We start from the raw sequence: 25,793 nt of genomic DNA, 5'->3' as shown, positions 1-25,793 counted from the left end.
AGACGGTCGAACCGATTTCCTCAAGGCTGCGACAAAGCCAGACGGCGGGCCGTAGCCTCGGGCCTGCCCCAATATACATGCCTCCCCGCTGACCGTCCGCTACGGGACGGCCGTGACCGTTTGGACTGCCTGATTCATGCATGCGACCCTTCCGCAAGCCTGCACCACCGCCATCAGTCCGTCACCTTTTCGCGCCTTTTTGGTCGTTACGCGGCATCTGTCCGCGGCAAGGAGCCCATCATGATCGGTTTGGTTCGCGCCACAGTGATTTGCGCCACGCTGGCGCTTGGCCTGACGGCGGCGGGGGCCGCGGACAAGGCATTCAAGCGAGATGAGCTGACCGATTCGGCCGTGAAGCTGGAGGCCCAGATCAAGAGCGAGGCGGGGCCGGTGGCGAAATCCTCTGCGACGCTGCGCAACGACGCCGACGGCGCCTTCAAGCGTTCTGACTTCCGGGTGGGCCTGCAGATCCTCGGCCAGATCGCAGCCACCACGCCGGAAGATAGCGCCAACTGGCTGAGGCTTGCCAAGACCATCTTCCAGATCCGCGCCGCCAGCTCCAGCGAACAGACCTTCCTCTACGAGCGCGCCTCGACCGCGGCCTACATCGCCTATCAGCGCGCCGGCAACCAGGCCGAGGAGGCTGATGCGCTGGCCGTGCTCGGCAGGGCGATGTCCGAGCGCAAGCTGTGGCGCCCGGCACTGGATGCGTTGCGGCTGTCGCTCGACATGCGCGAGGTCGCCGAGGTCCGCGGCCAATACGAGAAGATGCGGGACCAGCACGGCTTCCGGCTGCTCGACTATACCGTAGATTCCGACGGCGCCTCGCCGCGCGCCTGTTTCCAGTTCTCCGAAGACCTCGCCAAGCGGGTCGATTTCGCGCCGTTCGTGGCGCAGGCCGGCACCGACAAGCCGGCGCTGACGAGCGAAGGCAAGCAGCTCTGCGTCGACGGGCTGAAGCATGGCGAGCGCTACAACATCAACCTGCGCGCCGGCCTGCCGTCCACGGTGAAGGAGAGCCTGCCGAAATCGGCCGAGTTCAACATCTACGTCCGCGACCGCAAGCCGTTCGTGCGGTTCACCGGCCGCGCCTATGTGCTGCCGCGCACCGGCCAGCGCGGCATTCCGCTGGTCAGCGTCAATACGCCCTCGGTGAACGTCAACGTGTTCCGGATCGGCGACCGTAACCTGATCAACACGGTGGTCGACAGCGATTTCCAGAAGACGCTTTCCAGCTACCAGCTCTCCGATCTCCGCAACGAGCGCGGCGTCAAGGTCTGGTCCGGCGATCTCGCCACCGCCTCGACGCTGAACCAGGACGTGGTGACGGCTTTCCCGGTCGACCAGACGCTTGGAGACCTGCAGCCCGGCGTCTACGTGATGACGGCCGTCGCCAAGGGCCCGGGCAGCAGCAGCGACGATGACGGCACGCTGGCGACGCAGTGGTTCATCGTCTCCGACATGGGGCTAACAGCGTTTTCCGGCAATGACGGCATCCATGTCTTTGTCAATTCGCTGGCTTCGACCGACCCGGTCGCCAAGGCCGAAGTGCGGCTGGTCGCGCGCAACAACGAGATCCTGGCCACGCGCAAGACCGACGATGCCGGCCACGTGCTGTTCGAGGCGGGGCTTGCGCGCGGCGAGGGCGGGCTGTCGCCGGCGCTGCTGACGGTGATGAGCGAGAAGGCGGACTACGCCTTCCTCAGCCTGAAGACCAACGCCTTTGATCTCACCGACCGCGGCGTGTCGGGACGGGTCGTGCCGCCTGGCGCCGATGCCTTCGTCTATGCCGAGCGCGGCGTCTACCGGTCGAACGAGACGGTCTACCTGACTGCACTGCTCCGCGACGGGCAGGGTAACGCCATGGCCGGCGGGCCGCTGACGCTGGTGATCGAGCGGCCGGACGGCGTCGAATTCCGCCGCGCCCAGCTTCCCGACCAGGGCGCGGGCGGCCGCTCCATGGCCGTGCCGCTCAATTCGGCGGTCCCGACCGGGACCTGGCGGGTGCGCGCCTTTACCGACCCCAAGGGCTCGGCTGTGGGCGAAACCACCTTCATGGTCGAGGACTACATCCCCGAACGGATCGAATTCGATGTCTCGGCCAAGGAGAAGGTGATCAAGGCTGAGACTCCGGTTGAGCTGAAGGTCGCTGGCAAATTCCTTTATGGTGCGCCGGCGTCGGGCCTGCAGCTCGAAGGCGACATGCTGGTCGCCCCAGCGGCCGCCGGGCGGCCCGGCTATCCCGGCTATCACTTCGGCGTGGAGGACGAGGAAACCGCTTCCAACGAGCGCACCCCGATCGAGAACCTGCCTGAGGCCGACGCCAACGGTGTGGCGACCTTCCCGGTATCGTTGGCGAAGACGCCGACCTCGACTCAGCCGCAGGAGGCGCAGATCTTCATCCGGATGGTGGAGACCGGCGGCCGCGCCGTTGAGCGCAAGCTGGTGCTCCCCGTGGCGCCGACCGCGGCCCAGATCGGCATCAAGCCGCTGTTCGGCGACAAGAGCGTCGCTGAAGGCGACAAGGCCGAGTTCGACGTGGTCTTCGTCAGCCCGGACGGCAAGCAACTGTCGCGAGACGGCCTGCGCTACGAGCTCCTGAAGATGGAGTCCCGCTATCAGTGGTATCGGCAGAATTCGTCCTGGGAATATGAGCCGGTCAAATCGACCAAGCGCGTTGCCGACGGCGACCTGGCGCTGAAATCAGACAAAGCGGCGCGGGTGTCGGTCGCGCCGGAGCCCGGCCGCTACCGCCTCGACGTCAAATCGAACGAGGCGGATGGCCCGATCACCTCGGTGCAGTTCGATGTTGGCTGGTATTCCGACGGCAGCGCCGATACGCCGGACCTGCTGGAGACCTCGATCGACAAGCCGGAATACGCCTCCGGCGACACCATGGTGGTGTCGGTCAATGCCCGCACCGCCGGCAAGCTCACGGTCAACGTGCTCGGCGACCGCCTCCTGACCACGCAAACCGTCGACGTCAAGGAAGGCACCCAGCAGGTCAAATTGACGGTCGGCAAGGATTGGGGCACCGGCGCCTATGTGCTGGCGACGCTGCGGCGACCGCTGGACGCGGCGGCGCTGCGGATGCCGGGACGGGCGATCGGCTTAAAGTGGTTCGGGATCGACAAGAAGGCGCGCACGCTGCAGGTCGCGCTGTCGCCGCCGCCGCTGGTTCGGCCCGGCAGCACCTTGAAGATCCCGGTCAAGCTGGGCGGGCTCAATCCCGGCGAGGACGCCAAGATCGTGGTTGCCGCGGTCGATGTCGGCATCCTCAACCTGACCAATTACAAGCCGCCGGCACCCGATGACTATTATCTCGGCCAGCGCCGCCTGACGGCCGAAATCCGCGACCTCTACGGGCAGTTGATCGATGGCATGCAGGGTACCCGCGGCCAAATCAGGACCGGCGGCGATTCCGCCGGCGCCGAGATGCAGGGCTCGCCGCCCACGCAGAAGCCGCTCGCGCTCTATTCGGGCATCGTCACGGTTGGCGCCGACGGCACCGCCGAGATCAGTTTCGACATCCCGGAATTCGCCGGTACTGCGCGGGTGATGGCGGTGGGGTGGACGGCAACCAAGCTCGGCCGTGCCACCATCGATGTCACGGTGCGCGATCCCGTCGTGCTGACGGCGACGCTGCCGCGCTTCCTGCTCAATGGCGACAAGGGCACCATGAGTTTCGACCTCGACAATGTCGAGGGCGCCCCTGGCGACTACAGCATCAGTGTGAAGACGTCGGGACCCGTGAAGGTGACGGGTAATCCGGCCACGACGATCAAACTCGTCGCCAAGCAGCGGACCTCGATGTCGCTGGCGCTCGATGCCGACGGCGCCGGCACTGCCAATCTCGACGTCGACATCAAGAACCCGAACGGCCTGACGCTGGCACGGCACTATGCGCTCGACGTCAAGGCGGCGACGCAGGTGCTGGCGCGGCGCTCGATACGGACGCTGGCTAAAGGCGAAAGCTTGACGCTGACATCGGACATGTTCTCCGACCTCGTGTCGGGCACCGGCAGCGTGTCGCTGTCGGTCAGCCTGTCCACCGCACTCGATGCGGCGACCATTTTGAAGGCGCTGGATCGCTATCCGCACGGATGCTCCGAGCAGATCACGAGCCGCGCGATGCCTCTGCTCTATGTCAATGATCTGGCAGCCGGCGCGCACCTGGCGATGGATACCGCCGTCGACCAGCGCATCAAGGACGCCATCGAACGGCTGCTGGCGCGGCAGGGCTCGAACGGCTCGTTCGGCCTGTGGTCGGCGGGCGGCGAAGACGCCTGGCTCGATGCCTATGTGACGGACTTCCTGACGCGGGCCCGCGAAAAGGGCTTTGCGGTGCCGGACGTGTTGTTCAAGAACGCGCTGGATCGCATCCGCAACTCCGTGGTCAATGCCAACCAGCCGGAAAAGGACGGCGGCCGCGATCTGGCCTACGGCCTCTACGTGCTCGCCCGCAACGGCGCAGCGCCGATCGGCGATCTCCGCTATCTCGCCGATACTAAGCTAAATAATCTCGCGACGCCGATTGCGAAATCGCAGCTCGCCGCGGCGCTGGCCTTGGTCGGCGACAAGACGCGGGCCGAACGGGTCTATGCGGCGGCACTCGATGCGCTGGCGCCAAGACCGGTAATCGAGTTCGGCCGCGTCGATTATGGCTCGGCACTGCGCGACGCAGCGGCGCTGGTCTCGCTCGCCAGCGAAGGCAACGCGCCGCGGGCGACACTGACACAGGCCGTTCAGCGGGTCGAAGCGGCGCGCGGGCTGACGCCCTACACATCCACGCAGGAGAATGCGTGGATGGTGCTGGCCGCGCGGGCGCTGTCGAAGGAAACGCTGGCGCTCGATATCGACGGATCGCCGGTCAAGGCCGCCGTCTATCGCAGCTACAAGGCCGAGGCGGTGGCCGGTAAGCCGGTCAAGATCACCAACACCGGCGATGCGCCGCTGCAGGCGGTAGTCTCGGTCTCGGGCTCGCCGGTTACGCCGGAGCCGGCGGCTTCCAACGGCTTCAAGATCGAGCGCAATTACTTCACGCTTGACGGCAAGCCCGCCGACGTCACCAAGGCCAAGCAGAACGATCGTTTTGCGGTGGTGCTGAAGATCACTGAGGCCAAGCCGGAACACGGGCACATCATGGTGGCCGACTATCTGCCGGCCGGTCTCGAGATCGACAACCCGCGCCTGGTGTCGTCCGGTGACTCCGGCACGCTGGACTGGATCGAGGACGGCGAGGAGCCCGAGCATACCGAGTTCCGCGACGACCGCTTCACCGCGGCGATCGACCGTGCCAGCGACGACCAGTCGGTGTTCACGGTGGCCTACATCGTGCGTGCGGTGTCGCCCGGCAAATACGTGCTGCCGCAGGCCTATGTCGAGGACATGTACAACCCCTCGCGCTACGGCCGTACCGGCACCGGCTCGGTCGAGGTGCGTCCGGCGAAATGAGCGACGCAGTGTCACCACAATCTCAATCATCATGCCCGGGCAAGCCCGGCCATGACGGTGGTATTGGACCTCGCCGCTTTTTCCGGATTGCCGTAACGCTGGCCTTTATCCTCGTTGTCGTCACGACCGCCTTTGCCGGTTGGGTCTACTCGCTGGGTCCGTTGCCGCTGGAAGAGGCGCGCAAAGTCTCCACCACCATCGTCGATCGCAACGGCAAGCTGCTGCGCGCCTATGCGATGGCCGACGGACGTTGGCGGTTGCCGGTGGACGCAAAGACCGCGGTCGATCCCGGATATCTCAGGGTGCTACTCGCGTATGAAGACCGCCGGTTCTGGTCACATGGCGGCGTCGATCCGCTGGCGCTAGGGCGGGCCGCGCTGCAGCTTGTAATGCGCGGCCATATCGTCTCCGGCGGCTCGACGATTACGATGCAGCTCGCGCGGCTGATGGAGCCGCGGCGCGAGCGCTCGGTCTACGCAAAGCTGCGCCAGATGGTGCGCGCGGTCCAGCTCGAGCGGCAACTGAGCAAGGACGAAATCCTCGATCTCTATCTGGCGCTGGCGCCGTTCGGCGGCAATCTCGAAGGCATCCGCGCCGCATCCATTGCCTATTTCGGCAAGGAGCCGAAGCGGCTTTCACTCGCTGAAGCCGCATTGCTGGTCGCGCTGCCGCAATCGCCGGAACGCCGCCGGCTCGACCGTCATCCGGAAGCCGCCCACACCGCGCGCGACCGCGTGCTGGCACGGATGGTCGAGGACGGCGTGGTGTCGCAAGAGGACGCGGCGCAGGCCAAGGCGGCGGCGGTGCCGCGGCTGCGCAAGCCGATGCCGATCCTGGCGCCGCATTCCTCCGATGCCGCGATGGCGACGGTGAAAGATACGCCGGTGATCAAGCTCACACTGGATTCCGGCTTGCAGAAAACGCTGGAGGCCTTGGCACGCGACCGTGCCGTGGTGCAGGGGCCGAATATTTCCGTCGCCATCATCGCGGTCGACAACGAAACCGGCGACGTGCTGGCGCGTGTGGGCTCGGCGGATTATTTCGACGAGCGCCGCGCCGGACAGGTCGACATTACCCGCGCCGTGCGCTCGCCCGGATCGACGCTAAAACCGTTCATCTACGGGCTCGCGTTCGAGGATGGCTTTGTGCACCCCGAAAGCCTGATCGACGACCGCCCGATCCGCTTCGGCTCCTATGCGCCAGAAAATTTCGACATGATGTTCCAGGGCACCGTGCCGGTGCGTAAGGCGTTGCAACTCTCGCTGAACGTGCCGGCGATCGCGCTGCTCGACCGCGTCGGCTCCAACCGGCTGTCGTCGCGGCTGAAACAGGCCGGCGGCAATCTCGTGCTGCCGAAGGACGAAGCGCCGGGCCTTGCGATGGGCCTTGGCGGCGTCGGCGTTACCTTGCAGGACCTGGCTCAGCTCTACGCCGGGCTAGCGCGGCTGGGCGCGGCGCGGCCGCTGCGCGAGATCGTGCTGGCGAAGGATGATCGCGAACCGCTGCGGCTGATGGACCAGGCTGCCGCGTGGCACGTCGGGAATGTATTGCTCGGCACGCCGCCGCCGGAAAACGGCGTGCACAATAAAATCGCGTTCAAGACCGGCACCAGCTACGGCTATCGCGACGCGTGGTCGGTCGGTTTCGATGGCCGCATCACGATCGGCGTGTGGGTCGGGCGCCCCGACGGCGCGCCGGTGCCGGGCCTGGTCGGCCGCACCGCCGCCGCGCCGATCCTGTTCGACGCCTTTGCGCGCACCGGAAAGATCCCGGCGGCGCTGCCGAAGCCGCCGAAGGGCGCGCTGATCGCCAGCAACGCCAAGCTGCCATTGCCGTTGCGGCGGTTCCGTCCGGTCGGCGAACTGATCCGGACTGGCAGCGATTCTGCGCCGCGCATCCAGTTTCCCCTGAACGGTTCGCGCATCGATGTCGACCGTTCAAGCGATGGGCAGGCCGCCGCGATGCCGGTCAAGGTCGCCGGCGGCATGCTGCCGCTGACCATCATGATAAACGGCGCTTCAGTCGGCGAGATCGACAGCCGTCGCCAGCACCTGGTCGATCCGCCCGGACCGGGCTTTGCCCGGCTGACCGTGATCGATGCGACCGGCGCCGCCGATACCGTGGTCATCCGGGTACAGTAAGGAAAAACGCTCTGTTGACCACGACTTAGGGGGACTTGCGGTGTTGTTTGCACTGCGGTTTCATCGTATGCGAACAGCATGGTGGAAACCTTGCACCCCCCACGCTTCGGATCGGGCCAACAGCCTGTAAAACCTGCACATTCCGGTCGCAGGCTGGCCGTTGTGTTCGACTATGCCACCGCGAACCATTTTCGCGCGATCGCGTTTCTGGTGCTCTGCGGTATCGTGCTTTTCCTGCCCGGATTCTTCAACATTCCGCCGATCGACCGCGACGAGGCGCGCTTTGCGCAGGCGACCAAGCAGATGGTCGAGAGCGGCGATTTCGTCGACATCCGCTTCCAGGACGACGTCCGCTACAAGAAGCCGGTCGGCATCTACTGGCTACAGGCCGCCGTGGTCGAAACCGCCTCATCGATCGGCCTGCCGCGCGCGCAGTTGCGCATCTGGCTTTACCGGATTCCCTCCCTGATCGGGGCCATCGGCGCGGTTCTCCTGACCTACTGGGCGGCGCTCGCCTTTGTCACGCGGCGCGGGGCCGCGCTGGCAGCACTGATGATGTGCAGTTCCGTCCTGCTCGGCGCCGAAGCAAGGCTAGCCAAAACCGACGCGATGCTGCTGTTGACCGTTGTCGCCGCGATGGGGGCAATGGCGCGGGTGTATCTGTCCTGGCAGCGGGGCGAGGATCCGGCGCGTCCGCCCTGGGCCCCGCCGGCGATCTTCTGGACGGCGCTGGCCGGCGGCATCCTGCTCAAGGGACCGCTGATCCTGATGTTCGTCGGCTTGACCATCCTGGCGCTCGCGATCCTCGATCGCTCGGCGGCATGGCTTTGGCGGCTGCGCCCGGTCTGGGGGCTGATGTGGACGCTGGTGCTGGTGCTGCCCTGGTTCGTTGCGATCTTCTGGCGCGCGGGCGAGGCCTTTTTCTCCAATTCGCTCGGCGGCGACATGCTGAGCAAGCTCGGCGCGCAGGAATCCCATGGCGCGCCGCCCGGCCTCTATCTGCTGCTGTTCTGGGTCACGTTCTGGCCGGGCGCGGCGCTGGCGGGAATGGCGGCTCCAGCGGTATGGCGCGCGCGGCGGGAGCCCGGCGCGCAATATCTGTTGGCGTGGCTGGTTCCGTCATGGATCGTGTTCGAACTGGTGCTGACCAAGCTGCCGCATTACGTGCTGCCGCTCTATCCGGCGATTGCGATCCTCACCGCCGGCGCGCTGGAGCGCCGCGTGCTGTCGCGGTCCTGGCTGATGCGCGGCGCGGCCTGGTGGTTTGTCATTCCGGCCGGGGCATCCGTGATCGCCGTCATCGGCGCCATCAAGCTGACGCACTACCCGGCATTTCCGGCCTGGCCCTTCCTGGCGGCAGCGATGATCTTCGGCCTGATCGCGTGGTGGATGTTCGAGGACAGCCGCGCCGAGCGCTCGCTGCTGAATGCCATTGTCGCGGCGATGTTTCTGGCGGTCGGAATCTACGGCATCGTCATGCCATCGCTGACCGCCATGTTTCCAAGCGCCGAGATTGCGCGCGCCCTTCGCAACGTGGTCTGCGTCGGGCCGAAGGCGGCAGCCGCGGGCTTCCACGAGCCGAGCCTCGTCTTCATGACCGGTACCGGTACGCTGCTCACCGACGGATCCGGCGCGGCCGATTTCCTCGGGCAGGGCAGTTGCCGCTTCGCGCTGGTGGAATCGCGCACCGAACGCGCCTTCGTCCAGCGCGCCGAAGCGATCGGGCTGCGCTACAACGTGGCGACGCGGATCGAGGGCTATAACATCTCGCAGGGCAAGGCGATCTCGATCGCCATCTTTCGCTCGGAAGGCACGGAGTAAGATGGCTGCGAGCCCTTCTGTCGACGATTCCAAAAACTATCTCGCGCGTTTCTCCACGCTGACGTGGCTGTCATTGGCGCAGCTCGTACGGTCGCCGTCGCATTCGCGGCGAGCCGAAGCGGCTCGCCGCGCGGCGCGTCACGCCTTGTGGATCTCGGCAGGTCTCGGCGCGGCGATCGTGGTGCTGATGTTTGCGATCGACGCATGGGAAATCACCCAGATGCCAAAGCGCGGTACGCCCTCGCTGTGGTGGGTCCGCATTCTCACCGATTTCGGCAAGGACGAATATGTGTTGGCGGGGCTGGGAGGATTGCTGATCGCGGTCGCGATCGCCGCACCGGCCTTGCATGGCATCAGACGGTCACTGCTGCTCGGTCTCGGAACACGGCTGCAGTTCATCTTCTGCGCCGTCGCCGTGTCCAGTGTGGTCACCGAGGTGCTGAAATACAGCATCGGTCGCGGTCGGCCATTTGTCGGCGGCGAGGCCAATGCCTTCCACTTCTCGCACTTCGCGGGCAACCCGGCCTACTACAGCTTTCCTTCCGGCCATGCCACGACCGCCTTTGCACTCGCTTTCGCCGTGTCCGTCATCTGGCCGAAGGCTCGCTTTGCGATGGCCGTCTATGCCCTCATCATTGCGGCGACCCGTCTGGTGCTGGTCGCCCACCATCCGAGTGACGTGGTTGCCGGGGCACTGATCGGCATCGTCGGTGCAATGTTCGTGCGATACTGGTTTGCGGCCCGCCGGCTCGGATTTGCGATCCAGCGCGACGGCAGCATCGTGTCCCTTGCCGGGCCCTCGTCCGGGCGCCTCAAAAGGGTTGCCCGGGGCGCTTTCGCCCCATAAAAGCGGACGCCGCCAGACGGCCCGATACGCCCGGTTCCGGGTCCTTCCAAACCAACCAGACGAGTGCCGATTTGATACCTGCCGACAGAGATGCGGTCGCCGTTTCAATCGTCGTACCGGTACGCAACGAGGCGGACAACGTCGTGCCGCTGATGGCGGAAATGGTCAGCGCGCTCGGCACCCGCTGGGCCTACGAGATCATCTACGTCAACGATGGTTCGACGGATGCGACCGCCGAGCGGCTGGCGGCGATGATGAAACAATATCCGCAGCTTCGGCAACTGAAGCACGCCGCCTCGTCCGGGCAATCGGCAGCGGTGCGCAGCGGCGTGCGGGCCGCGCGCGGCGCCATCGTGGCGACGCTCGACGGCGACGGACAGAACAATCCGGCGTTCCTGCCGGACCTGATCGCGGCCGTCGAAAAAGGCGACGGTCGCGTCGGCCTCGCGGCAGGCCAACGCGTCGGGCGCAAGGACACCGGCTTCAAGAAACTGCAGTCGCGGATCGCCAACGGCGTGCGCAACGCGATCCTGCGCGACGGTACCCGCGATACCGGTTGCGGGCTCAAGGCGTTCCCGCGCGAAGTGTTCCTGTCGATGCCCTATTTCGACGGGCTGCATCGGTTCCTGCCGGCGCTGGTGCGCCGCGAAGGTTTCGACATCGCTTACGTCGACGTGATCGACCGCCCGCGCCAATCCGGCGTGTCCAATTACGGCTTCTTTGACCGGTTGTGGATCGGGATCATGGATCTCGCCGGCGTGTGGTGGCTGATCCGGCGCAAGAAGTCGACGCCCGTTGCGATCGAGGTTCGCTGATGCTGATTCAATTTGGCCAGGCGCTCGGCGACTATCTCTACGACGTGTTCGTCGCCAAGTTCGATTTCTGGCTGGCGTTTGGGCTGATCGCGCAATTGCTGTTCACCGCGCGATTCCTGGTGCAGTGGATATCGAGCGAACGGGCCGGACAGAGCGTGGTGCCGATGGCGTTCTGGCTCTTCTCGATGGGAGGCGGCATGATGACGCTGATCTACGGCATCGCCAAGCGCGAGCCCGTGATCATCATCGGCCAGTCGCTGGCCACGATCATCTACATCAGAAACATCATGCTGATCGTGAAGAACCGTGCCACTGCCTCGAAGACGTTCGATCGCTGACCGTCAGCGGCTCGGCGCCGCGTCGCGATCAACCCTTTAATTTGCCGAAAATTGCATTGCACGGACGCTGCTCGATCGTGGCTTGCCGGTGCTCGAAGGCCTTGGTTCGAAGGTCTTGGCTCCGGATTCGGTAAACGGAATTCGAACGTATCAGTTACATTGCGAGCCGTTGCGCTAGGTCAATTCCAACAATTCTTCGGTAAAGCTGAGGGCACCTTCGGGTGAATCACTCCAGCAAGGCCAGGGTAGACATGTTAGCGAATCGCCGCAGAAGCGAACGACGTGCGTGCAGAAACTTTGCGAAAATACAGTTTGCGACCGGCGGATTGCCGCGCGACTGCATGATTACGGACATGTCGGATGGGGGCGTGAAGATCATCGCCGAATATCCCGAAATTCCTCCCGAATTCACGGTGATCTTTTCGGAGGGAAGGCCGCGTCAGTGCAAGCTGGCCTGGCGGATCGGTTGCGAACTCGGCGCGCAATTCCTCGACTAGGCCATCGCCCCGCTGGTGCGGTCGGCCCGGGAGCGGACCGGCACGCGCATGCCCGGCGGCAGCCGGCCGCAAAGGTCGCCAATTACCGCAAAAGCGGCCCAGCTTAACCGGAACTTAGGGTTAAGCTGTGAACACTTCTGGGACAGTCGCCGCCGTGAGTCCCGCTACATGCTCCAGAAATTGTCCCATCCGCCCCACGTCACGCGGCTCCTTGCGTGCACGTCGACCCTGATCCTGGCGTTGGGGCTTGGCGGCTGCCAGACCTCGGGACTGTCAGACATTACCGGTTCGATCGGCGAGAAGGCCGACACTGACCACGCCACCGATCCGCGCCGCGATATCCAACTTTACCAAGAACGCTATCGCGCCAATCCGAAGGATGCCGACGCGGCGCTGAAATATGGTAAGGCGCTTCGCGCGACAGGGCAGCGGTCGCAGGCGGTTGCGGTGCTCGAACAGGCCTCCATCGCCCATCCGGGCAATAAGCTGTTGCTCGCAGCCTACGGCCGCGCGCTGGCGGATAACGGCAATTTCCAGCAGGCTTTCGACGTGCTCGGCCGCGCCCACAGCCCCGACGATCCCGATTGGCGGCTGCTGTCGGCGCAGGGAGCAACTCTGGATCAACTCGGCCGATACGAGGAGGCGCGGCAATACTATGCGAGCGCGCTGAAAATCGTGCCCGACCATCCGTCGGTGCTGTCCAATCTCGGACTGTCCTACGTGCTTTCGAAGGATCTGGCCAGGGCCGAGGAGACGCTGCGCCGCGCCCACAGCCTGGCCGGGACCGATCCGCGCGTGCGCGCCAATCTTGCACTGGCGGTCGGCCTGCAGGGTCGTTTTGCCGAGGCAGAAAAGATCGTCAAGGCCGACCTGCCGCCCGCCGAGGCGGCAGCCAACATTGCGCAATTGAAGCGGATGCTGGCGCGAAAGGACAAGGAGAACGCGCGGGCCGAGGCCGACAAGATGCCGATCGCCTCCGCCCGACGCATCGACTAGGCTAGCACTCTACCTGTTCTGATCAGCGTCAGCGGCCAACGCCGCTGCGCCGTTATCCCTTGCTCGCGGCCCTGCGGGCCGTCGCGCCCTGCAGCTTCTTGATGATCGGTGCCAGGAACGAAGTCCGCGACCGCTTGGTCACGGCATGGCCCGTCATGCGCTGCGCGATCTGCAGGAACATCTGGGTGGTGCGATGCTTGGCGGCGATCTGCGCGATCATCTGGCCGTTGTTGGCGGCGGTGCCGAACATCTTCGAATCGAACGGAATGGCCGCGATCGGCTGGCTCTCGATTGCCTTGGCGAATTCGCGCGTGGAGATCTCCGGACGCTTATGCATGCCAACCTGGTTCAGGCAATAAAGCGGCGGGCGGTCGTTGGGCCGTGCCGCCTTCAGCACGTTCAGCATGTTCTTGGCGTTGCGCATATTGGCGAGGTCAGGCTCGGCGACGATCAGAATGTCGTCCGCGCCGACCAGCGTGCGCTTGGTCCATGCCGACCATTGGTGGGGAACGTCGAGCACGATGCAGGGAGTCGTCATGCGCATCGTATCGAAGATCGCATCGAATGCGTCGGCGCCGAAATCGTAGACCTGGTCCAGGGTTGCCGGCGCCGCCAACAGGTTGAGGCGATCGGCGCATTTCGCCAGCAGACGCTCCATGAAGGCGGAGTCCGGCCGTTCCTGCTGGAAGACGGCATTGGCAATGCCCTGAACCGGATCCTGATTGTAATCGAGGCCGGCGGTGCCGAAGGCAAGGTCGAGATCGATCACGACCGAATCGAGCGCAAGATCGCGCGCAATCGTCCAGGCCACGTTATGCGCGACGGTGGATGCACCGACGCCACCCTTGGCGCCGACGACGGCGACGATGCGGCCGACGGCCACGGCCTCGGAGGCCGCGTACAGGCCGCATATTGCGCGCACGACGTCGATGGGTTCGATCGGTCCGGTAACGTAGTCGCTGACGCCGCGCCGCACCAGTTCGCGATAGGGCGTGACATCGTTGGCGCTGCCGATCACGACGACGCGCGTTCCCGCGTCGCAGACGGTCGCGAGTTCATCGAGCCCTTCGAGGATATCGCTGCCGGGTTCGGTCTCCAGCAAGATCACGTTCGGCGTCGGCGCCGTGTGGTAGGCGTCGATGGCGGCGGCAATGCCGCCCATGTGAACCGACAGGTGCGCCTTGCCGAGACGACGGTCTTCGCTCGCCGCGCGCACCGCGGTTGCGATCGCCACACTGGCGCAAAAGGCCTGTACCGATACGCGCGGCGCCGGCGAGATATATTCCTCGGGCTGCGCCGGCGTGTCGTCCAGTTGATCGTCGGAGTTTTGAAAGACGCGGCTGATCATTTGCCTGTATCGCTGAGTTTGGCCTTGTCGGCTTCGGGGTAGGTGGTCTCGGTCGCAACGCCCTTGCGATATTTGTCAAAGGCGATACTGCGCCGCGGCGTGTAGGCGGCGGTCTCTGGACGCGGCTGCTCGAGGTCCGCCGGATTGTCGATCATCGCCGCCAGGTTGCGCTGGGTGGCGCAGCCAAAATTATGGTATTGGCGGTTTTCGTTGTAGGCGACGTTGTCGATGTTCGGGCCGAGGTCTTGCGGCCACAGGCCGCACGGACCGGCCACCGCCTTGATCTTCGGATAGCTCAGCCTGATCGTCGGCAAGGTCCTGATATCGTCGGGACGGTAGTGATGCAGCGTGATGGCGCGCGAGGGCACGCCGCCCGCCATTAGCACCGACTGGATTTCCCGAAACGTCGCCGCAGCCGCGCGGGCATTGGGCGTATCGATCGGGACGTCCGCAATGATCGCGCCAGTGCCTTCGCGCGCCCAGGTCCGCGCCAGGCCCATGACGTCGGTGCGCTGCGGCCCGGAGAGGCCGCCGCGGGCATGACCCACGAACACGACGATCGAGTGGTTGGCTTCGGTCACGGCGATCGGATGACGGTGGCGGTAATCATCTGATACGCTGGCGGTCACGATTTCCGCGGTCTGCGGCGTGCAGGCCCCGAGCGCCGCCGAAAGGCCGAGGAGGGCACCAAGAATGCCCAAAGCCTTGACGCGATGGAGCGGAATTTTCGTTGTCATCGTTCTGTCCTCGTCCCCACTCGGTGAACAGTTCTGCGGTCTCAATCGATGATGAAGCCGAAATTGCCCTGGACGTCACTGACGGGATCGATGCGAGCGGCGACGCCGTAGATCCGGTTGATACGCCCGAGCAGCGTGGATTGGGAGTCGGATGCCGGCGCAAACCCATCGTCGGGCCGCGACAGCTCCTTCTGCGCGACCGCGCGCACGACGTAGGGCGTCACGATGACCATCAGCTCGGTCTGGTTGTTGACGAAGTCCTGGCTACGGAACAGCGCGCCCAGCACCGGCAATTGATCGAGCCCCGGCAGCCCGTTGATGGCCTGCTTGGTTTGCTCCTGGATCAGGCCGGCCATCGCTATCGAACCGCCGGAGGGTATTTCCAGCGTCGTCTCGGCGCGGCGGGTCTTGATCGAGGGAATGGTTGTCCCACCTGCGCCGCCGCTCAGAGAGTTCTCGGTCGAGACTTCCGAGACTTCCGTCATCACCCGCAGGCTGATCCGTCCCTCGGACAGTACGACCGGCGTGAAGTTGAGCGAGATGCCGAACTTCTTGAAGCTGACGGTCCGGACGCAATTTCCGATGCCACCATCCGTTGTTGTTTGGCAGCTCACGCCGGTTGGAATGGGAAATTCACCGCCCGAGATAAACGTTGCGGATTCGCCTGATATCGCTGTCAGATTGGGTTCGGCGAGCGTCTTCACGACACCGGCCTTTTCCATCGCGCGAAGCACCGCCTGGACCGACGGCATCGTGCCGGCTGCTATGCCCAGGCCATTGCCGGGGACGAGGGCCGCGTTGTTTGCAGTGAAGGGATTGGTATTGTTGAAATTCACAGTCGTATTGCCGACATTCAATTGGGCGCTGAGATCGACACCCATCTGTTTGACGACATCCCGCCGGACTTCCGCGACAGTGACCTTCAACATCACCTGGTCGCGGCCGCGAACGACGATCGAGTTGACGACTTTCTCGGATCCGCCGACCAGCCGGGCGGCGATCTCGCCAGCCTGCTGGGCTTCGACTGGGCTCGAAACCGAGCCGGTCAGCAGCACGCTGTCGCCGACGCCCTCGATCTGAATCCCCGGCAACGACTGCCGCAGCGCGGCGCGCACACCGTTGAGATCACGCTTGACTGCGATGTCGTAGGAGGCGATCTGCTGGCCGTCACCGTCGAAAAACACCACGTTGGTCTGGCCGACGGCGCCGCCGATGATATAGGCGCGTTGCGGGGAGCGAATGACGGCGTTGGCGATCTTTGGGTCGGCGACCAGCACATCCTTCACATCGCGCGGCAGGTCGACGACAACCGACTTGCCGATGCCCAGCGATAGGAAGCGCATCTTGACCGGGCCGATGGCAGACGTCGTCACCGGATCCTTGTCGGACTCGGCTGCGACCACGGGCAGCAGCGGCCCGAGCGTCAGCGCGGCGACAGCCGACAATAACAGGGTGCGCACCGCCACGGTTCGCATCGCTGACTGATTTTCCCCAAACTTCATATCGGGCGTCCTTTCGGTCACTTCTGTGCCGTCGTTTGATTGGCGATCCCGTAGCGAACCACGTTGACGCTCTCGCTTCGTTTTTGAGCCTGTTCCTCGGAGCGGCCTTCGGCCGCCGCGTCGGTGATGCTGCGCAACGCGAGCGATAGCGTGCCGGTCTGGCGCGCGCGCGCCAGCGTCTCGGCCTGCTCGGGCTTTAGTTCGAGTGTGGCGGTGCGGCCGACGAGGGAGTTGCTGCCCTCTTTTTCCTTCGGCGCCTGATCGATCGCCAGCACGCGGATGTTGGAGAGAATGATTTCCGATATGACGACGTCGGCTCCCTTGCCGTCCGGATTCTTGTCACGCTTGGAGAGGATGACGTCGACACGGTCGTTGGGCAGGATGAAGCCGCCGGCGCCGGTTTCCGGCGAGATCTCGGTTGAGAGCGCCCGCGAGCCGGTCGGAAGGATGGCTGCCATGAAGCCGGAGCCATTGGCCTTGACCAGTTTCTGTTCGCGGATCGGCTCACCAGCGAAAAACGGGCTGCGCGCGATCGAGCCGGCGATTTCGTTGATAGCTTCGGCCTTGCTGGCGCGGTTGATCAGATTGCTGCCGGCGGTCGCGGCCGGCCAGGCCTGCCATTGCAGATCCTCGGCCTTGACTGGCTGGCCGAGCCCGATGTCGGACTTCGTGACCAGGATTTCCACCGTCGGCAACTGTGCGACCGGTTCGGCCGCCGGGCGGGGTTGTTCTTCGGTGCCACGGGCGAGATAGGCGGCAACGCCGCCGGCACTCAATGCGATGGTCAGAACGACGACACGTGCGATGTTCATACGCTTTACTACTCTTACGCAGGGAGGCCCCAACTGCACGGCAATGGCAGCCATCCCCGGAGGTATGACTAGGCATCAAAGGTATAAGGGAACTTGAGGGTTGAATTATTTGGTCGATCGCACGGCGGGATTCGCCGTCATGGTGAACGGGTAGTTATCGTTTTGGGAAAACCGCTCCGCAAAACACCGGGGTCGTCTCGGCGTGGGCGTAGCAACGGCCGAATGCGGGTAGAGATGGATGGGCGCTTCGGATGCGAATCCGCGTCAGGCCAGACGCTGCTACGACGCGCGAGCCTCATCTTGCGGCTCGGTCTCCGCGAAGCCGGCCTGCAAGACTTCCTCGCGCTTGTGGCGCAGATGCGCGCGCAAGATATGCGACAGCCCCACGCCGTCGCGGCGTTGGAGTGCATTGAGGATCGCTTCGTGCTCCTGCACGGCCAGCGCCCAGCGCCGCGGTGTCATCGGCGTGACGTAGCGCGCACGCCGAATGCGGGCCGTGACGGATTCATATAGGCCCGACAGCACCGGGTTGCCGGCCGCGGCGATGATCGCCTCGTGGATGGTGCGGTTGCAGCGGTAGTATTGGAGAAGGTCGCGATCGCCGTAGTGCCGCACCATCGCGGCGTGGACGGCGGCGATCTCGGCGACCTCGGCATCGGTGATGCGCTCGCAGGCGAGTTCGCCGGCCAGCGCTTCGAGCCCCTGGCACACCTCGAACAGGTCGCGCATGTCCTTGTCGGTCAGCCTGGCCGCGCGCGAGCCGCGGTTCGGCAGCAATTGAACCAGGCCCTCGGCGGCGAGCACCTTGAGGGCTTCGCGCAGCGGCGTGCGCGAGATCTGCAGCTTTTCACAGAGGTCGCGCTCGGGAATCCGCGCGCCCGGCGGGATCTCGCCATCGAGCAACATGGCGCGGACGCGGCCTACGACTTCCTCATGAAGCATCCCGTAAGGACCCAATTTGAATGCAAAAATAGATTATATCATCGGAGTTCGGCTGGTTACAGCTTGATAAACCACCTTTTTGCATTCAGAATTGGTTAAGGTCGATTAAGAAAGGGCCGGCGGCATGGATCAGGACGCGACTGTAGGGGAGGATGACCTCCTGTTTGCCCTCGATGACGGTATCGGCCGGGTAACCTTCAACAGACCGCAGGCGCGCAACGCCTTCACCTTCGCGATGTACGAGCGGCTGGCCGAGATCTGCGAGCGCGCCAACCGCGACCGCGCGATCAAGGTGCTGCTGCTGCGGGGCGCCGGCGACAAGGCGTTTGCAGCGGGCACCGACATCAACCAGTTCCGGGCCTTCAAGGCGCCGCAGGATGGGCTCGACTACGAGAACCGCATCGACCGCGTGCTCGGCATCCTCGAAACATGCCGGGTGCCGACCATTGCCGCTATTAATGGCGCCTGCACCGGCGGCGGCGCGGGAATAGCGGCATGCTGTGACCTCCGCATCGGCACAAGAAGCACGCGGATGGGGTTTCCGATCGCGCGCACGCTCGGCAACTGCCTGTCGATGTCGAATGTCAGCCGCATCACCGCGTTGATCGGCCCGGCGCGCGTCAAGGATCTGATCTTCACGGCACGGCTTGTCGAAGCCGAGGAGGCGGCCTCGGTGGGCCTGCTCAACGAGATCGTCGATGATCTGGCCGCGCTCGACAGGCGCGCCGACGAGATCGCACGGCTCGTTGCCGGCAACGCGCCGCTCACGCTGAGCGCGACCAAGCAGGCAGTCGCCCGGCTGCAGAAACGGCTGACGCGCGAGGAGGGCGAGGACCTCATCCTGATGTGCTACACCAGCCAGGATTTCCGTGAAGGGCTCGACGCGTTTCTCACCAAGCGTGCGCCGCAATGGCGCGGCCAATAGGAGCCCGCATGTCCCTTCAAAACGACACGACGCCGCGTTCGGGGCCGCTTGTCGGCCTCAAGGTCATCGATCTCACCCATGTGATGGCGGGACCGACCTGCACGCTGATGCTGGCCGACATGGGCGCCGATGTCATCAAGATCGAGAAATGGCCAAATGGCGACGACACGCGGCACTCGGTGCCACCGAAGATCGGCGACGAGGCGGCCTCCTTCCTGATGATGAACCGCAACAAGCGGGGCATCGTGCTCGACCTGAAGACCGCAGGCGGCAAGGAAGTGCTGCGGCGGCTGATCGCTGACGCCGACGTGCTGGTCGAGAATTTCGCGCCGGGCGCGATGGAACGGTTAGGCTTCGGCTATGAGGAGCTGCATCGGGATTTTCCGGCGCTGATCTATTGCTCGCTCTCCGGTTTCGGCCGAACCGGCCCGTACAAGCATCGCCGGGGCTTCGATCTGGTCGCCCAGGCGATGAGCGGCATCATGAGTTTCACGGGCGAACGGCCGGATGGTCCGCCGGTGAAATGCGGCCCGCCGCTGTCCGATATCACGGCTGGACTCCTCGCCAGCATGGGCATCCTTGCCGCCTATTCGCACCGGCTCAAGACCGGTGAAGGGCAATGGGTGGAGACCTCGCTCTACGAGGCGGCGCTGGTTCAGACCTATTGGCAGTCGACCATTGCGCTCGCCAGCAACATGGCGCCGCGCGCCATGGGCTCGGCCCATCCGCTCAACGCACCGTATCAGGCGTTCGAGGCATCCGATGGCTGGCTCGTGGTAGGCGGCGCCAACAAGAAGCACTGGCTATTGATGCTTGAAGCGCTTGGCGCGCTGGAGCTGGCTTACGACCCGCGCTTCGTCAACGGCTCCGACCGCATGGCGAATCTGAAGGAGCTCGAAGCCGAATTGAGCGGGCGTTTCCGCAAACAGACGCGGGCGCATTGGCTGGCGGCACTTGACGAGAAGGGCGTGCCCTGCGGCCCCGTGCACGACATGCTGGAAGCGTTGAGCGATCCGCAGACGCTCGCGCGCGAGATGGTGGTTGAGGTCGAACATTCGACGCTCGGACCGGTGAAGACGATCGGGCTGCCGGTCAAATTCTCGGCGACGCCCGGAAAGGTGCGTTCGGGCGCGCCTGTTTATGGAGAGCATACGCGCGAGGTGCTGCGCGAACATGGTTTTGATCAGGCGCAGATCGACGCGTTCGAGCGGGAGGGTGCGATCGTTGCCGCCTCGGCCGGCCGCAAGGAGCAAGTCGCCTGACGAGAAAACGAAAATACGAACGACAACAAGAAATGCCTACGGGGAGGAAACCATGAAGATCACGTCAAAACTGCTGCTGTCCACGACGGCTTTCATGCTCGCGGGCGCGCTCCCGGCCACCGCGGCCTGGCAGCCGCAGAAGCCGATCGAATTCGTCGCTACCGCGGGACCGGGCGGCGGCACCGACAATCTTGCGCGCGCCGTCCAGAGCATCGTTACCAAATACAAGCTGACCGACCAGCCGATCGTGGTCGTCAACAAGGGCGGCGGCAGCGGGGCGGAAGGCTATGTCTACGGCAAGGCGTCCGCCGGCGATCCCTACAAGGTAATCTTCGGTACCTCGAACGCGTGGCAGCAACCGCTCGTTTCCAAAGTCGCCTTCAACTACACCGATCTCACCCCGATCGCCGCGATGGCGCAGGACGAATTCCTGCTGTGGGTGAAACAGGACGCGCCCTACAAGACGGCGGGCGACTTTCTCAAGGCGGCGGCCGCGACCGAGTTCAAGATGGGCGGCGCGCAGTCCAAGGACACCGACGAGGTGCTGACGCGGATGATCGAGAAGGCGGCGCGCGTCAAATTCACCTACATCCCATTCAAGAGCGGCGCTGAGGCTGCCGTGCAACTGGCCGGCGGCCACATCGATGCCCACGTCAACAATCCCTCCGAGAGTCTTGGGCAATGGCGCGGCAGCACCCAGCGTCCGCTTTGCGCGTTCAGCCCGAAGCGGTTGCCGCAGGGGCCGAAGGTCACGACGTCAGAAGGCTGGAGCGACGTGCCGACCTGTGTCGAGCAAGGGCTTGCGATTTCGCAATATGAGCAGCCGCGCACGGTGTGGCTGCCCGGCAAGGTCAGCCCGGAGCAGGCGGCGTTCTACGTCGATCTATTGAAGAAGGTGCAGGCGACGCCGGAATGGAAGGATTACATCGAAAAGACCTCGCAGGTTGATACCTTCCTGACCGGCGCTGCGCTCGACAACTTCATCAAGCAGGACCTCGAACATGTAAAGCAGGTCGCGGGCGAACAGGGCTGGCTGGTGAAGTAGGGCCGGACCGATGATATCACGACGCGCGCTCGAGATAGTCGCCGCGGCGCTGACTGGATTCTTTGGCGTCGTTGTCGTTGTTTCTAGCATCGACAACGGCATCGGCTGGTCGAGCGCCGGCGTCGATGCCGGTACGTTTCCGTTCCTGACCGGCATCATCATCGTACTCGGCAGCCTTTACACCATGGGGCAGGGCGCCATGGGGCGCGGCACCCTCGCAATGGTCAGGACAGCCATCACGCCATCCGAGTTGCGCCGCCTCGCGGGCTTGTTCGTTCCAGCCGCGATTTTCGTCGCCGTCATTCCAATGGTTGGAATGTATCTCGCCTCGGCGGGCTACGTTTTTGCGGTCCTGGCGTTGCCGAAACGGCAATCGGTCTTGCGCGCGCTTGTCATCGCCGCGGCTACGCCGCTTGCGCTTTACGTCGTGTTCGAGCGCATGTTCCAGGTGTCGCTGCCGCACGGCGCGCTCGCCGCCGCGTTCGGTTTCTGAAGGGACGGGCGATGGAAAACCTTCAATCGCTGCTGCACGGTTTCACCATCGCGATCACCGTTCCGCACCTGACGCTGATGGTGATCGGCGTTCTGCTCGGCATTCTCGTCGGCGTTTTGCCCGGCCTTGGTGCGCCAAACGGAGTGTCGCTATTGCTGCCGCTGACCTTTGGCATGCAGCCGGTGTCGGCGATCATCCTGCTCTCGAGCATGTATTGGGGCGCGTTGTTCGGCGGCTCGGTGACGTCGATTCTGTTCAATATCCCGGGCGAACCTTCGTCGGTCGCCACCACCTTCGACGGCTATCCGATGGCGCGCGATGGCAGGCCGACAACGGCGCTGGCCACCGCTTTCGGCTCGGCGGCGTTCGGCGCGCTTGTCGGCGTGATTCTGATTACGTTTCTGGCTTCGTGGGTGGCACAGGTGGCGCTCGCCTTCGGACCGCCCGAATACTTCGCGGTCTATTTCCTCGCCTTCGCCAGTTTCGTCGGCATGGGCGGTGCGGCGCCGATCAAGACGGTGGTGGCACTCGCGATCGGCTTTGCCATCGCCGCGATCGGCATCGATACGGTCTCGGGCAGCGTGCGGCTCACCATGGGTATCGACGAGCTGGTGAAGGGCGTCAGCTTCGTCGTTGCCGTGATGGGGCTGTTCGGTATCGGCGAGTTGCTGATTGCGGTGGAGGAGGAGTTTCAGGCCCGCGCGGTCTCGTCGAGGGTGGATTGGAGGGAAGTCTTCCGGGCGCTCGGCCGTCTGCCGCAGCACGGCATTGCGTTGCTACGCAGCGCCGCCATCGGCTGCTGGATGGGGATCACGCCAGGCGGTCCGACCGCGGCTTCCTTCATGAGCTACGGTATCGCCAAGCGCTTCTCGCGCAATGGCGCGCGTTTCGGCACCGGCGAGGCCGAGGGCATCGTCGCGCCCGAGACGGCCGACCACGCCGCCGGCACCAGCGCGCTATTGCCGATGCTCTCACTCGGCATTCCCGGCTCGGCTACGGCTGCTGTCATGATGGGCGGACTGATGATCTGGGGATTGAATCCCGGACCGATGCTGTTCGTCGACCAGAAGGATTTCGTCTGGGGGCTGATCGCCTCAATGTATGTCGGCAACATCGTTGCGGTTGCGCTCGTGCTGCTCACCGTTCCCGTGTTCGCCGCCCTGATGCGCATTCCCTTCGCCGTCATCGCCCCCCTGATCGTCATCATCTGCGTGGTGGGCGCCTATTCGGTCTCGAACTCCTATCTCGACGTCGTCTTGATGCTCGGCTTCGGTGTCGTCGGCTATCTCTTCAAGAAGTTGCATTATCCGTTGGCTCCGTTGGTGCTTGCGATCGTGATCGGCGACAAGGCTGAGGACGCGTTCCGGCAGGCCATGCTGATGTCGAAGGGATCGCTCGGGATATTCTTTGCAAACCGGCTGGTGACGACCCTCGTTTTGGCCGGAATGGCGTTGCTGCTGCTTCCGCTCGCCCTGCAGGTCGTGCGTCTGCTGCGAAAGCCGGACGAAGCCGCTGATGAAAAGGTGAGGATCATATGAAGCTGCATAGCCCCGGCAAGCCGGTGATCGCGCTGGCGATGGGAGACCCCGCCGGTATCAGCCCGGAGTTGACCGCAAAACTCGCCTGCCTCGATGAAATCCTTTCCCGCGCACGCCTGATCGTGATCGGAGACCGCCGCGTTTTCAACGAAGGCGCGCGCGTGGCCGGCGTCACGACGAACCTGCCAAATGTCGCGCCATCTGTGGACCCGCGAACAATCGGCAGTGACGCCGCTTTTATGGACCTTGGTCATCTCGATCCGGTGACCATCGAACGTGGTGTCGCGAGCCAGGCCGGTGGTGCTTTCGCGCTGGAGAATTATCGTCGCGCGCTCACGCTGGCGCGCGACGGGCAGGCCGACGCCGTCTGCTTCACGCCGTTCAACAAGAAGGCGATGCGGCTCGCGCGCGCAGAGTATGATGACGAGATCGCGTTCTCCACCGAGGTCGCCGGCCTGAAAACGCCAGCCAGCGAATTCAACGTGCTCGACAGGCTCTGGAATGCCCGCGTCACCTCGCACATCGCGCTCAAGGACGTGGCCTCGCGCCTCTCCGTCGAACGTATTCATCGCGCGCTGAAACTGACCGATGCCTGCATGCGACAGGCCGGCTTTGCCGAGCCCCGTATCGCGGTGGCAGGCCTCAACCCGCATGCCGGTGACGGCGGCAATTTCGGCCGCGAGGAGATCGATGTGATCGAACCTGCTGTTATGGCCGGCCGGGCCGAAGGAATAGCGGCGGAAGGGCCGTTTCCGGCCGATACGGTTTTCCTGCGCGCCAAGAACGGCGCCTTCGATGCGGTGCTGACGATGTACCACGACCAGGGCCAGATCGCGATGAAGCTGATGGGCCTCGATCGCGGGGTGACAATGCTCGGCGGCTTCCCGTTTCCGATCTGTACGCCGGCGCATGGCACGGCCTATGACATCGCCGGCCAAGGCGTCGCCTCGGTTGGCGCCAGCCGCGCGGCCTTATTGCTCGCGGCTGAGATGGCGGGCGCGGCCGGGTTGCGAAATCGGGCTGCGTGAAGCGCCGGCCTAGGGTCCTGAATCGCAAGTTCGGCGGACGAGGATTGGCGATGGTCGAGGCAGGTGGCAGCCTCGGAGCAGTCGGAGAGCTCCGGGGCCGCTGCTTGACTCTCTGGTAGGTGGCCCGGTCCACCTTCCGGATGAGCCCCGCCGGACCGTGCCACTCAGTCAATCTATGGCGGATGCCATATTCAGACTGGCTGTGACTCTTGGCAGAATTTCGTGCATGCTACTTGAGCAGACGATCACCCTTGGGCAAATGCGGCAGTCCGGCGCTCGCCGGCTGCATGTGTTCTGCGGCGACTACAAGTGCTCGCATTCGGTTGTGATAGACGCTGACTGCTGGCCCGAGAGCCTGCGGCTGTCCGATCTGGAGGCCCTATTCGTCTGCTCGGTTTGCGGCCATCGCGGCGCCGACGTGCGGCCGGATCAGGGAGCAGAACCTCGGCTCGCCCGCGTCGACGGGTGAGAGCATCTGCCGAGACCTGGGGTCTTCGTAGAACTACGCGGACAATTTAGGAACGAACTCTCACGCCGGCGTACTACGGCGGCCTCCGGTCGTCTTCCCAGACAATCCCAGCCCGGAGGCTGGTCTGCCGGCCCCCAGTTCCGTAGGGTACAGGCCCAGCGATGATAGCCACTCGATTATGCGAGCAGCAGTCTCTAGCTGTCTGATCTTTTCCAGCAGAGCCTCTTCTTCGGCCCCGGTGTCGACCCAAGCAGTGCTTCGGCCTCGCATTTTTCTGCACGATGCTCTGTTCAGAGGGTGGGGCTTGGATTGCTTACGTCGCTTGCGGCATTTTAGTTCCGAGGCTGGAACTAACGCAACACGCTTACAGTAATCAGTAATCGGTCTGGAAGATCTCTGCTATCTGCACTGTAGGATCATTGCGATCCTCGAGGGAAGCCAAGCGAGAAGGGCGCTAGCTGCCGGACCAACTTGATGAGCTTGGTCGGAAACTCGCCCTGCTGCTATCGATGTCGACTGACAGGTGTCCGGGGCGGCGCCGTGAAGAAGAGGCTGAAACAGGGCCGGCCTCACTGCTCCTCTAGTCGGCGAAGCTGAGCCAGTAACTCTGCCTCTAATTCCGAAGGTGAGCTGCCGTTGGTTCACTAACGTACTCTTTGGCAAGCTGTCTACAGCGCGCCAACTTTTCATGGATTGCCAATTCTTCTTGCTCGCGATCCATAAAACGTAAGATACGGCAAAGCGAGAAATGTTCAACACCAGTGCACTACAACCAAGCTTGCC

The 25,793-nt window shown here is 64.3% G+C and carries 20 protein-coding genes; 15 read left to right on the top strand and 5 right to left on the bottom strand.

Translation table 11 applies throughout. The features are described 5' to 3' along the window. Positions 1-240: 240 nt before the first annotated feature. The 8 genes from KJQ96_RS30160 (at position 241) to KJQ96_RS30125 (ending at position 12,909) form a co-directional block, all read left to right on the top strand. Positions 241-5,454 (top strand): alpha-2-macroglobulin, encoded by a 5,214-nt coding sequence (locus KJQ96_RS30160; protein WP_213289995.1) that lies wholly within the window; start codon positions 241-243, stop codon positions 5,452-5,454. Beyond that, the gene (gene pbpC / locus KJQ96_RS30155; RefSeq protein WP_213289994.1) at positions 5,451-7,595 is read left to right on the top strand and encodes a penicillin-binding protein 1C; all 2,145 of its coding nucleotides are present in this window, start codon (positions 5,451-5,453) and stop codon (positions 7,593-7,595) included. Before KJQ96_RS30160 ends, pbpC begins: the two co-directional genes overlap by 4 nt. A gap of 78 nt (positions 7,596-7,673) precedes the next feature. Next, a complete protein-coding gene (locus KJQ96_RS30150) occupies positions 7,674-9,416 on the top strand; it encodes a glycosyltransferase family 39 protein (protein ID WP_213289993.1) in 1,743 nt (580 codons plus the stop codon). Position 9,417: 1 nt separating this feature from the next. Next, entirely contained in the window at positions 9,418-10,263 is an 846-nt protein-coding gene (locus KJQ96_RS30145) for a phosphatase PAP2 family protein (protein WP_213289992.1), read from the top strand. A 74-nt stretch (positions 10,264-10,337) separates the two neighbouring features. Further along, complete coding sequence (locus KJQ96_RS30140) at positions 10,338-11,078, top strand: glycosyltransferase family 2 protein (RefSeq protein ID WP_213290027.1); 741 nt, start codon at positions 10,338-10,340, stop codon at positions 11,076-11,078. Continuing rightward, positions 11,078-11,416 carry a lipid-A-disaccharide synthase N-terminal domain-containing protein gene (locus KJQ96_RS30135; protein ID WP_213289991.1) on the top strand — a complete coding sequence of 113 codons (339 nt, stop codon included), beginning with the start codon at positions 11,078-11,080 and terminating at the stop codon, positions 11,414-11,416. Before KJQ96_RS30140 ends, KJQ96_RS30135 begins: the two co-directional genes overlap by 1 nt. A gap of 251 nt (positions 11,417-11,667) precedes the next feature. Continuing rightward, the gene (locus tag KJQ96_RS41820; RefSeq protein WP_028346170.1) at positions 11,668-11,913 is read left to right on the top strand and encodes a PilZ domain-containing protein; all 246 of its coding nucleotides are present in this window, start codon (positions 11,668-11,670) and stop codon (positions 11,911-11,913) included. Between the two features lie 168 nt (positions 11,914-12,081). Then, complete coding sequence (locus KJQ96_RS30125; RefSeq protein ID WP_213289990.1) at positions 12,082-12,909, top strand: tetratricopeptide repeat protein; 828 nt, start codon at positions 12,082-12,084, stop codon at positions 12,907-12,909. Positions 12,910-12,961: 52 nt separating this feature from the next. Here the strand turns inward: KJQ96_RS30125 and KJQ96_RS30120 are convergent, their stop codons facing one another. The 5 genes from KJQ96_RS30120 to KJQ96_RS30100 form a co-directional block, all read right to left on the bottom strand. After that, a complete protein-coding gene (locus KJQ96_RS30120) occupies positions 12,962-14,257 on the bottom strand; it encodes an AAA family ATPase (protein WP_213289989.1) in 1,296 nt (431 codons plus the stop codon). Next, on the bottom strand, positions 14,254-14,994 hold the full coding sequence (locus tag KJQ96_RS30115) for a CpaD family pilus assembly protein (protein WP_213289988.1): 741 nt from the start codon (positions 14,992-14,994) through the stop codon (positions 14,254-14,256). The genes KJQ96_RS30120 and KJQ96_RS30115 overlap by 4 nt, the downstream gene beginning before the upstream one ends. 41 nt (positions 14,995-15,035) lie before the next feature. Beyond that, a complete protein-coding gene (locus KJQ96_RS30110) occupies positions 15,036-16,496 on the bottom strand; it encodes a type II and III secretion system protein family protein (RefSeq protein WP_249734690.1) in 1,461 nt (486 codons plus the stop codon). A 17-nt stretch (positions 16,497-16,513) separates the two neighbouring features. Then, positions 16,514-17,308, bottom strand: a complete 795-nt coding sequence (cpaB, locus tag KJQ96_RS30105; RefSeq protein ID WP_213289986.1) for a Flp pilus assembly protein CpaB — start codon at positions 17,306-17,308, stop codon at positions 16,514-16,516. Between the two features lie 279 nt (positions 17,309-17,587). Then, the gene (locus tag KJQ96_RS30100; protein WP_213289985.1) at positions 17,588-18,250 is read right to left on the bottom strand and encodes a GntR family transcriptional regulator; all 663 of its coding nucleotides are present in this window, start codon (positions 18,248-18,250) and stop codon (positions 17,588-17,590) included. 124 nt (positions 18,251-18,374) lie between these two features. On the opposite strand from KJQ96_RS30100, the gene KJQ96_RS30095 reads away from it, so the two are divergent. The 7 genes from KJQ96_RS30095 (at position 18,375) to KJQ96_RS30065 (ending at position 25,010) form a co-directional block, all read left to right on the top strand. Then, positions 18,375-19,175, top strand: coding sequence for an enoyl-CoA hydratase/isomerase family protein (locus KJQ96_RS30095; RefSeq protein WP_213289983.1), 801 nt, complete (start codon positions 18,375-18,377; stop codon positions 19,173-19,175). A gap of 8 nt (positions 19,176-19,183) precedes the next feature. Next, positions 19,184-20,437, top strand: coding sequence for a CaiB/BaiF CoA-transferase family protein (locus KJQ96_RS30090; protein WP_213289982.1), 1,254 nt, complete (start codon positions 19,184-19,186; stop codon positions 20,435-20,437). Between the two features lie 52 nt (positions 20,438-20,489). Next, entirely contained in the window at positions 20,490-21,482 is a 993-nt protein-coding gene (locus KJQ96_RS30085; RefSeq protein ID WP_213289981.1) for a tripartite tricarboxylate transporter substrate binding protein, read from the top strand. A 10-nt stretch (positions 21,483-21,492) separates the two neighbouring features. Then, positions 21,493-21,975 carry a tripartite tricarboxylate transporter TctB family protein gene (locus KJQ96_RS30080; RefSeq protein WP_213289980.1) on the top strand — a complete coding sequence of 161 codons (483 nt, stop codon included), beginning with the start codon at positions 21,493-21,495 and terminating at the stop codon, positions 21,973-21,975. An 11-nt stretch (positions 21,976-21,986) separates the two neighbouring features. Next, the gene (locus KJQ96_RS30075; protein WP_213289979.1) at positions 21,987-23,513 is read left to right on the top strand and encodes a tripartite tricarboxylate transporter permease; all 1,527 of its coding nucleotides are present in this window, start codon (positions 21,987-21,989) and stop codon (positions 23,511-23,513) included. Continuing rightward, positions 23,510-24,541: a 4-hydroxythreonine-4-phosphate dehydrogenase PdxA gene (locus KJQ96_RS30070; protein WP_213289978.1), complete on the top strand. Its 1,032-nt coding sequence runs from the start codon at positions 23,510-23,512 to the stop codon at positions 24,539-24,541. The genes KJQ96_RS30075 and KJQ96_RS30070 overlap by 4 nt, the downstream gene beginning before the upstream one ends. Positions 24,542-24,767: 226 nt before the next feature. Next, a complete protein-coding gene (locus KJQ96_RS30065; protein ID WP_213289977.1) occupies positions 24,768-25,010 on the top strand; it encodes a hypothetical protein in 243 nt (80 codons plus the stop codon). Positions 25,011-25,793 lie beyond the last annotated feature (783 nt).

The sequence above is a fragment of the Bradyrhizobium sp. sGM-13 genome, assembly GCF_018398875.1.
Lineage (GTDB): Bacteria > Pseudomonadota > Alphaproteobacteria > Rhizobiales > Xanthobacteraceae > Bradyrhizobium.
Note: the sequence above shows the minus strand (reverse complement) of the source record. Positions and strands in the feature narration are given on the sequence as shown.